The sequence below is a fragment of the Leifsonia sp. PARNA 1/14 genome, assembly GCF_055720965.1.
In genome coordinates this window covers 199290-207983 of the sequence record NZ_JBVQSP010000007.1, presented here as the reverse complement: position 1 = coordinate 207983, position 8694 = coordinate 199290, and the positions used below count along the sequence as shown (strand labels likewise).

Below are 8694 nucleotides of genomic sequence, written 5' to 3'. Positions count from 1 at the left end.
GTATGCGCTCACGGCGGGCGCGATCGCCGCGGTGATCGCGATCGTCCTGACCGTCGTCGTCGATCATCAGGAGCGGGGTGGCGCCGAGGCCGGTGGTGTGGAGGGGACCCCCCAGGCGACGCAGACGCCGGGCGCGACCCCCGAACCGGGAGTCGGGGCGGCACTCGGGGCACTCCAAAGCGAGCTCACGGAAGCGCTCGGGGTGACGTCGTGGCCCGAGACCGACCCGTCGTTCGACAGCATCGTGGCCAAGTACGAGCGAGACGCGGGCACCAACGCCTGCTCGAACCAGGTCTATCCCGGTATCGACAAATGCACGTGGGGCGCCGCGGACGCACCCGTGTCGCTGGCCATCGTCGGAGACTCCACATCTGTGGCCTACGTGCCCCTCTTCCGTGCGCTGGCCGACGCCTCGAACGGTCGGCTGAAGGTCACGGCGCTCGGCATGTACAGCTGTCCGTTCGTCAACCTGGCGACGGCTATGGCGAACCCGTCCTTCCAAGCCGCCTGCCCGAACCGCAAGGAACAGGCGGTAGAGAACATCATCGCCCTCAAACCGTCTGTGCTGATCGTCACCAACACCTACCTCACAGTGTCGAAGTATCCCGATGGCGAGCCGATATCGGTCGACGAGTTCGGAAAGGGGCTGGACGACTACCTCCAGCGGGTGTCGCCGTCCGTCGGCACGATCGCTCTGGTCTCACCCCCGACAGCCGACAAGGACATCAGGGAGTGCTACACCCCGCGCTCCAGCCCGAAGGACTGCGTGTCGCGGGTCGATGAGTTGTGGAAGCGCCGGGCTGCGGCCGAGACCAAGTTGGCGGAGTCCCTCTCGAACGCTCAGTGGATCGACTCGCGCCAGCTCTTCTGCGTGAACGGTGCGTGCCCCGCGTTCGCCGCCGGCATGCCGACGAAATTCGACAAGGTGCACCTCACCGAGGAGTTCTCGCGCCACGCTGCGGCCGGAATGGCGGAGCTACTGGCCGAGAAGGGAATCGACCTCACGGGAGGCGGTGGCTCGGAGACGACGCAGGACACCTCTCCGCCCGACGAGGATGAGCCGCCGGCAGACGACCAATCGCCGGGCGGCGACGCATCAGCAGACAACGCAGCACAAGAGGAAGGCAACTGATGGCGGTCGTGGGAACATCGACGCCGCCCCCGGGACGCCCGCGCTCCGAGTCGCGCAGAAGCAGGGGGTCGGGCGGCACCCGTGCCGCCCAGCCGGCCCAGCGGTCGACGATGCGTCTCGATCTGCAGGGCCTGCGGGCGCTGGCGGTCGGGCTCGTCGTGGTCAACCACGCGTTCGAGTGGCCGGCCGGCGGGTTCGTCGGCGTCGACATCTTCTTCGTCATTTCGGGATTCTTGATGACGTCGGTTCTGCACCGCGAGTTCGAGCGCAACGGGCGCATCCGATTCCTCGCGTTCTATCGGCGCCGCGTCCGGAGGCTGATCCCCGCGTCGGTGGCGGTGCTGACGGCGACAGTGATCGGCGCCTGGGCGGTATTCACCTCCGGCCGGTTCATGTCGACCGTGTGGGACGCCGTAGCGTCGCTCTTCTTCGTGTCGAACTGGCGGTACGCGGCCGAGGCGACGGACTACTTCGCCCAGGGCGCCCAGACCTCCCCGCTGCAGCACTACTGGTCGCTCAGCCTCGAAGAGCAGTACTACCTGGTCTGGCCCGCGGCGATCCTCGTGATCGCTCTCGTGGTCGGCCGCACGCGGCGGCCGCGGGTGTTCGCGGCGCTGGTCACCCTGGCGATCACCGTGGCCCTGTTCTTCCTGTCGCTGCAGCTGACCCGGACCGACATCGGTGCGGCCTACTTCATCACGCCCGCGCGTCTCTGGGAGCTCTCCGTGGGCGCCACGGTCGCTCTGTGCATGCCCTGGTTCTCGGGGCTTCCGAGGGCGCTGCGCCCCGTCATCGCCCTGCTGGCATTGGCCGGCATGATCACTGCGAGCGTCATCACCCCGGCTGATCAGGGCTTTCCCGCACCGTGGGCGGCCGTCGCCGTCCTCAGCACGGCCGCCTTCATCGCCTTCCCATGGCAGCCGGAGCGATCATGGCTCAACCCGCTCGACAATCCATTCCTGAGCTATATCGGCGATATCTCGTACTCGCTCTATCTGTGGCACTTTCCGGCATTGATCCTGGTGACGGAACTCGCCCGTGGGACGCCGAGCTACGAGACTCCAATCCCCGCTCTCGAGTCCATCGCACTCTCGCTGGTGCTCGCCGCGCTGTCGTATCGCTTCATCGAAGAACCGGTTCGGCACTCGTCCTGGCTCGAACCGGCGAAGAAGGGTCGCGGCCGCTCCCGCCCGGTCGGCAAGCGGAGGCAGTCCATCGTGGTGGTGGCGGTGGCCGCCAGCGCCGCTGTCGCCGTCGTCGCGGCCCTCGTGGTCGACGGGTCCGCTCGTACCGGCACGACTGAGGCCGCCCCGCCGACCTCCGGCGGCGCCTCGCAGACACAGAACGCTGCATTGGATGCGGTCAAAGCCGAGGTGGTCGAAGCCTTGGGGGCGAAGGAGTGGCCTGAGCTCACGCCGTCGATGGACGCCGTCGTCGGCAAGTACGAGCACGATGACACGGCGATCGCCTGCGGTGGCGACAACTATCCAGGAGTCGACAAGTGCACGTGGGGTTCGCCTGACGCGAAGCTGACGCTGGCGATGGTCGGAGACTCCACCTCCATCGCGTACATCGCGATGATGCGGGCGATGGTGGACGCGTCGGACGGCCAGCTCCGGGTGACGTCGTTCGGGATGTTCGGTTGCCCGTTCGTCTCCGTGGCGACGCGTACCGGCGCCACGAACCTCGAGAAGGCATGCCCGGGGCGCAAGCTTCAGGCAATCGAGGGCATCTCCGCGCTCAAACCGGATGTGCTGTTCATCACGAACACCTACTATCCCTTCTCCGCCGTCGACGGCGGGATCATCACGCCGTCCGACTACGAGACCGTCATGAGGCCGTACGTCGATGAGGTCGCGCCGATTGTCGGCAAGCTCGTCTTCCTCCCGCCGCCTCCGGTCGAGAAGGAGATCAAGGAGTGCTATTCCCCGCGGGTCGCGCCGGCCGACTGCATCTCGACCGTTCCTGCACTGTGGGACGAACGCGGCAAGGTAGAGGAGCAGTTGGCGAAGAGCGTCAAGGGCGCCTGGGTCGACACGCGCGTCCTGTTCTGCGCCAAGTCGAAATGCCCTGCCTTCTCGGGCGGGTCACCGATCAAGTTCGACCTCGTGCACATGACCGATGAGTACGGGAAGCACATCGCACCCGCTATGCGTGAACTCCTCGCGCTCAGCGGGGTGCTCCCGGCTCTTGAGACGCCGAGCGAGGAGACGGCGGCCGCAGACGATGCCGCGCGGACGGCCCTGACGACCGAGCTCACCGATGCATTGGATGCGAAGGAGTGGCCGGAGATCACGCCGTCGATCGACTCGCAGGAGAATTCCGTTCGCAGCGCAGAATTCGACGCGTGTTCCACGCCCGTGTATCCCGGTGTCGACAAGTGCACGTGGGGCTCGCCCGACGCGACGACGACCATCGTGGTCGTCGGCGACTCGACTTCCGTCGGCTACCTCCCGCTGCTGCGCGAGCTCGTCGATGCGTCGAACGGCACGCTCAGGATGACCGCATTCGGCATGTACGGCTGCCCGTTCATCCCGATCTCGATCGACGCAGGAAACGCGGCGTACAAGAGCGAGTGTCCGAAACGCAGGGAGATGGCGATCGAGCAGATCGCCACCATGAAGCCGACGTTCGTGTTCGTCTCCAACCTCAACGGATACGTCCCCGCGCTCGACAGCGGCACGCTTCTATCGGTCGCGCAATACCGTGCGGGACTGGACGAGTACCTGAAGCGGATCGCGCCGAATACGGGCAAAGTGGTGATGTTCCAGTCGCCACCGGAAGACAAGGACATCCGGGACTGCTACACCCCGCGCAGCGCCCCATCGGCGTGCGTGTCGCGCGTCGGGTCGCGGTGGAAGGAGCTCGCCTCCGCAGAGAAGGCCGTGTCCGCTTCTGTCGGCGGCGTGTGGGTGGACACCCGCCCCCTGTTCTGCGTCAACGACAAGTGCCCCGCGTTCGCCGCAGGGATCACGGTGAAGTTCGACAAGACCCACATCACTGAGGCATGGTCGCGCCACATCGCGCCCGCAGCAGCCTCCCTGCTGGCCGATGCCGGGGTCGACCTGAGCGGTGGTGCCGCTGCGCCCTAGTCGGCCCCTGCGAACCAAGCGCCAGCAGTCCCTCTCACTCGGATTCGATGCGGAACGGTCCCGCCTCGGGACGTTTGGGAAGCACATGGTCCCCCGATGACTGGTGTCGGATGCGGCGAACTACCCAGGGCACGAGGTACTCGCGTGCCCACGAGAGGTCGTCTGCGCGGGCTCGGCGCCACGTGCGCGGTGGCAGCGGCTCCGGATCCAACGGCTGGAGGTCGTTTTCGACGTTCAGCGCCGCCAGCACCATTCGCGCGACGGTGTGGTGGCCGAGGGGCGCGAGGTGGAGGCGGTCCGGCGCCCACATGCGTTGGTCCTGGATCTCGGTGAGCGACCATTGGTCGGCCACGATCGCGTCGTAGCGGGCCGCGACCGCGCGGACGTTCTCGTTATAGATCGCGACCTTGCCGCGTATGCCGCGGAACACGGGGGAGAAGCCGACATCCACGCCGGTGAACACAACGACGGTGGCACCGTCGACGCTGAGGCGGCCGACCGCTTCGTCGAAGAGCGCCGCGATCTGGTCGGGGTCCGTTCCCGGGCGGATGACGTCGTTGCCTCCTGCTGAGATCGTGATGAGATCGGGCCGGAGCGCCACTGCGGGCTCCACCTGTTCGTCGAGGATCTGCTTGATGAGCTTGCCGCGCACGGCGAGGTTGGCGTAGGCGAAGTCGTCCGTCTGCGCGCTGAGAACCTCGGCGACGCGGTCGGCCCATCCGCGGTGGCGGCCGGGGCTCAGCGGCTCCGGGTCGCCGATCCCCTCGGTGAACGAGTCGCCCAGGGCGACGTAGCGGGACCACGGGTGCTGGGCTTCGACCATTCCTCCATTCTGCATCGTGGGCGTGCTGTCAGACGCCTCCGGTAGGTTTGATCCAAGTGGAGACGACAGCAGCACACCCGCCCGGCGAGAGCTCGCCAGGCGTCGGCGTACCCGCGGGCGTGGAGGGTCAGGCGCTGCCCGAAGCGAGCGCCGGTTCCCGCGCGGGCAGCTTCGCGGCCGAGCACCTGTCGCCCTCGTTCCCCGAGCGTGCGGCCTGGGGAACGGCGGGCAAGCTCCGCGCGTGGCAGGCCGAGGCGCTCGACGCCTACTTCGTGAATGAGCCGCGCGACTTCCTCGCGGCCGCCACGCCGGGAGCAGGCAAGACGACCTTCGCGCTTCGGCTCGCCACCGAGCTCCTCTCGCGTCGGATCGTCGAGCGCGTCACGGTCGTCGCCCCCACCGAGCACCTCAAACGCCAGTGGGCGGAGGCCGCGGCCCGCGTCGGCCTGCCGCTCGACCCGGACTTCCGCAATGCCGAGGGTCGCTACGCACGCCACTACAAGGGCGTCGCGGTCACGTACGCGCAGGTGGCGATGCGGCCGAGCCTCCACAAAGACATCACCGAGTCGTACCGCACGCTCGTCATCCTCGACGAGGTGCACCACGGCGGCGACGCGCTGAGCTGGGGCGATGGCATCCGCGACGCGTTCGAACGCGCGACCCGGCGGCTCTCGCTCACCGGAACGCCGTTCCGGTCCGACACCACGCCGATCCCGTTCGTCACCTATCTGCCCGATCGGCAGGGCATCCGCACCTCGCTCACCGACTACAACTACGGCTACGGCCGCGCATTGAGCGACGGTGTCGTTCGCCCGGTGATCTTCATGATCTACGCCGGTCACATGCGCTGGCGCACCAAGACCGGCGACGAGATGGAGGCCCGGCTCGGCGAGGGCAACACCAAAGACATCACCTCGCAGGCGTGGCGCACGGCGCTCGATCCTCGCGGCGAGTGGATCCCCGCTGTCCTCAGCGCAGCCGATCGGCGACTCACCGAGGTGCGCAACTCCATCCCGGATGCCGGGGGCCTGGTCATCGCCACCGATCACTACGCGGCGCGTGCCTACGCCGACATCCTGCAGCAGATCAGCGGCGAGGCGGTGACGGTCGTGCTCTCCGACGAGAAGGAGGCGAGCGACCGGATCGCCGAATTCTCGGCGGGGGAGTCGCGCTGGATGGTCGCGGTGCGCATGGTGTCCGAAGGCGTCGACGTGCCCCGCCTGGCGGTCGGCGTCTACGCGACCAGCGCCTCCACCCCGCTCTTCTTCGCGCAGGCGATCGGGCGTTTCGTGCGCGCGAGGCGCCGGGGTGAGACCGCGTCGGTGTTCCTTCCGAACGTGCCGACACTGATGGCCCTTGCGAACGCCCTCGAGCTCGAACGCGATCACGCGCTCGACCGGCCGTCGGAGGAGGGCGGCGAAGGCGACCTCTGGAATCCCGAGGACGCGATGATGGCCGAGGCGAACCGGGACGAGAGGGCGTCCGAGGCTCTGACCGAGCAGTTCGCGTTCGAAGCTCTCGGCTCAGAGGCGAACTTCGATCGCGTGGTCTACGACGGCCGCGAGTTCGGCGGCTTCGCCGTGCCCGGTTCCGACGAGGAGCTCGACTTCATCGGTCTGCCGGGCATCCTCGAGCCGGAGCAGGTGCACGACCTGCTGATGCAGCGGCAGCAGCGGCAATCGCGCCGGCACACCTCCCGCCCCGCCGCGGCGGAGGGGCACCCGCCCGCTCCGCTGCACCGCACGCTGAAGGAGCAGCGTCAGCTGCTCAACAGCCTCGTCGGCCTCTACTCGAAGAACTCGGGAGAGCCGCACGGGCTCATCCACGCCGAACTGCGCCGCGTCTGCGGTGGCCCGGCGGTGGCGCAGGCGAGCGTGTCGCAGCTGCAGGCCCGCATCGAGTGGCTCCGCAAACGGATCGGCCGGCACTAGCGGGCTGCACTGACGGGCGGTCGCGGCGGGGCGGTCGCGGCGGGCGGTCGCGGTGCGCGGCGCTAGATGACGCCCAGGGCGAGCATCGCGTCGGCGACGCGAACGAAGCCGGCGACGTTCGCGCCCAGCACATAGTCGCCCGGCGCGCCGTACTCCTCGGCGGTCTCGGCGCAACTGTCGTGGATGGAGTTCATGATCTCCGCGAGGCGCTGCTCGGCGTAGTCGAACGTCCAGGCGTCGCGTGAGGCGTTCTGCTGCATCTCCAGAGCCGAGGTGGCGACGCCGCCGGCGTTCGCCGCCTTGCCCGGAGCGAAGAGCACGCCGGCCGCGGTGAGCACGGCGACCGCTTCGGGCGTGCAGGGCATGTTCGCGCCCTCTACGACCGCGGCGACACCGCCCGCCACGAGGATCGCGGCGGCGCGCGCGTCGAGCTCGTTCTGGGTGGCGCACGGGAGCGCGACATCGATCCGGGTCTCCGTGGCGAGCGACCAGATGTCGCCTCCCGCACGGTAGTCGGCGCTCGGACGGCGCTCGGCGTAGGCGCTCAACCGGCCCCGCTCGACCTCCTTGATCTGCCGCAGCAGTCCGAGGTCGATGCCGCGGCTGTCGTAGACGACTCCGGAGGAGTCGGAGCAGGCCACCACCGTGCCGCCGAGCTGGTGCACCTTCTCGATGGCGTAGATCGCGACGTTGCCCGAGCCGGAGACCAGCGCGCGTGCGCCGTCGAAGTCACGACCGCGCGTCGCGAGCATCCGCTGGGCGAAGAAGACCGCGCCGTAACCCGTCGCCTCCGTGCGGACGAGGGACCCGCCCCAACCGACCCCCTTTCCGGTGAGAACGCCCGACTCGTAGCGGTTGGTGATGCGCTTGTACTGGCCGAACAGATACCCGATCTCGCGCCCACCGACGCCGATGTCGCCCGCCGGCACGTCGGTGTGCTCGCCCAGGTGACGGTAGAGCTCGGTCATGAACGACTGGCAGAAGCGCATCACCTCGGCGTCGGACTTGCCCTTCGGGTCGAAGTCGCTGCCGCCCTTGCCTCCGCCGATCGGGAGGCCGGTCAGCGCGTTCTTGAAGATCTGCTCGAAGCCGAGGAACTTGACCGTGCCGAGCGTGACGCTCGGGTGGAAGCGCAGGCCGCCCTTGTACGGTCCGAGCGCGGAGTTGAACTCCACCCGGAAGCCGCGGTTCACGCGCACGCGACCCGAGTCGTCCGTCCAGGGCACGCGGAAGATGAGCTGGCGCTCCGGCTCGGTCAGACGTTCGAGCACCGAGGCCTCCGCGTATCGCGGATGCGCGGCGATCACCGGCTCCAACGATCCGAACACCTCGCGTGCGGCCTGGTGGAACTCGGGTTCGCCGGCGTTGCGGCGGAGGACGTCGTGGAGGAGGGAGGACAGCACGGAGCTCAAGCGAGGCCTTTCGGGACGGGCACGGAATTCTGAGTGTACTCTCATGAAAACTGCGCGCCCGCTGTGTGGCGGAAGGCGAGAGGACGCCGCACGGTGAGGATCGGCTGTCCTTGCTGGCAGGGCCGCGCGCGCGTTCCTAGGCTGGGCGCATGAGCTCGGAGATCGTGAACGGACGGCATCCCGGCGAGCCCCACCGGGAGGGCCTCGCCCAGAGACTGAACTGGCTGCGGGCGGGAGTGCTCGGCGCCAATGACGGGATCGTATCCGTCGCGGCGGTCGTCGTCGGCGTCGCCGGCGCGACCAC

At 68.5% G+C, this 8694-nt stretch carries 5 protein-coding genes and 1 pseudogene; 4 read left to right on the top strand and 2 right to left on the bottom strand.

What is annotated here, in order from left to right; translation table 11 throughout:
- Both AC0HS0_RS18190 and AC0HS0_RS18185 read left to right on the top strand, forming a co-directional pair.
- Positions 1–1132: SGNH hydrolase domain-containing protein (locus AC0HS0_RS18190; protein WP_472965551.1), on the top strand; the 1132-nt coding region annotated here is incomplete at its 5' end.
- Between the two features lie 110 nt (positions 1133–1242).
- Entirely contained in the window at positions 1243–4224 is a 2982-nt protein-coding gene (locus AC0HS0_RS18185; protein ID WP_472965550.1) for an acyltransferase family protein, read from the top strand.
- Positions 4225–4258: 34 nt separating this feature from the next.
- Here the strand turns inward: AC0HS0_RS18185 and AC0HS0_RS18180 are convergent, their stop codons facing one another.
- Positions 4259–5047, bottom strand: a complete 789-nt coding sequence (locus AC0HS0_RS18180) for an SGNH/GDSL hydrolase family protein (protein ID WP_472965549.1) — start codon at positions 5045–5047, stop codon at positions 4259–4261.
- A gap of 134 nt (positions 5048–5181) precedes the next feature.
- Between AC0HS0_RS18180 and AC0HS0_RS18175 the strand changes: the two genes are divergently transcribed.
- On the top strand, positions 5182–6978 hold the full coding sequence (locus AC0HS0_RS18175) for a DEAD/DEAH box helicase (RefSeq protein ID WP_472965556.1): 1797 nt from the start codon (positions 5182–5184) through the stop codon (positions 6976–6978).
- A 62-nt stretch (positions 6979–7040) separates the two neighbouring features.
- On the opposite strand, the gene gdhA is transcribed toward AC0HS0_RS18175, so the two are convergent.
- Positions 7041–8390 carry an NADP-specific glutamate dehydrogenase gene (gene gdhA / locus AC0HS0_RS18170; RefSeq protein ID WP_472965548.1) on the bottom strand — a complete coding sequence of 450 codons (1350 nt, stop codon included), beginning with the start codon at positions 8388–8390 and terminating at the stop codon, positions 7041–7043.
- Between the two features lie 149 nt (positions 8391–8539).
- Here gdhA and AC0HS0_RS18165 point away from each other — a divergent pair.
- Positions 8540–8694, top strand: a pseudogene (locus AC0HS0_RS18165) (VIT1/CCC1 transporter family protein); the annotation flags it as partial.

What these genes read in the sequence shown, in the direction of transcription:
- AC0HS0_RS18180 (WP_472965549.1), bottom strand. Translation starts at nt 5,047, where the DNA reads ATGGTCGAAGCCCAGCACCCGTGGTCCCGCTACGTCGCCCTGGGCGAC.
- AC0HS0_RS18185 (WP_472965550.1), top strand. Translation starts at nt 1,243, where the DNA reads ATGCGTCTCGATCTGCAGGGCCTGCGGGCGCTGGCGGTCGGGCTCGTC.